This is a genomic window from Vibrio sp. 1288 (assembly GCF_033344475.1).
The window spans coordinates 1-544 of record NZ_JAWPOX010001003.1; the positions used below are offsets into that span (position 1 = coordinate 1).

The 544-nt window shown below is 46.1% G+C and carries 1 protein-coding gene; it reads right to left on the reverse strand.

Annotated elements, in window-relative coordinates; all coding sequences use genetic code 11:
- Window positions 1–544, reverse strand: a 544-nt coding sequence (locus R8O11_RS30580) for an alpha-amylase family glycosyl hydrolase (protein WP_318195305.1), incomplete at both ends; no start/stop codon positions are given.

Sequence of the window (544 nt, forward strand, 5' to 3'; positions counted from 1 at the left end):
TCGGACTCTGATAATCAATATTCTGGTGGTAGCTATGCCAATTTTCGCCTGCTTTTGGTTGCCAGTCGCCCCATTTCTTAGGCAGTTCGGCATTAGGCTTTAACACATCGATACCATCAAACTGTAGATCTGCCAATGTTGAGTAACCAGAATGGTTGATAACCGCATCCATCAAGACTTTGAGGCCACGCTTGTGCGCCTCTTCCACCAGCGTTTTTAAATCTTCTTCGTTACCGAAGTTCTCATCAATCTTGGTGAAATCGCGCGTCCAGTAGCCATGGTAAGCATAAAACGGGAATGAGCCACTATCACCACCACCGACAAAGCCGTGCACTTGTTCAACGATTGGCGACAACCAAATCGCGTCTGTACCTAGGCTCTTGATGTAATCCAGTTTCTCAATTACACCTTTAAGGTCACCGCCGTGGAACGTGCCAACTTCATCTTTGCCGTCTTTTTTGCGACCATAACTGTTGTCGTTACTTGCGTCTGCGTTGTTGAAACGGTCAACCATCACGAAGTAAATGTTTGCATTTCGGTAATC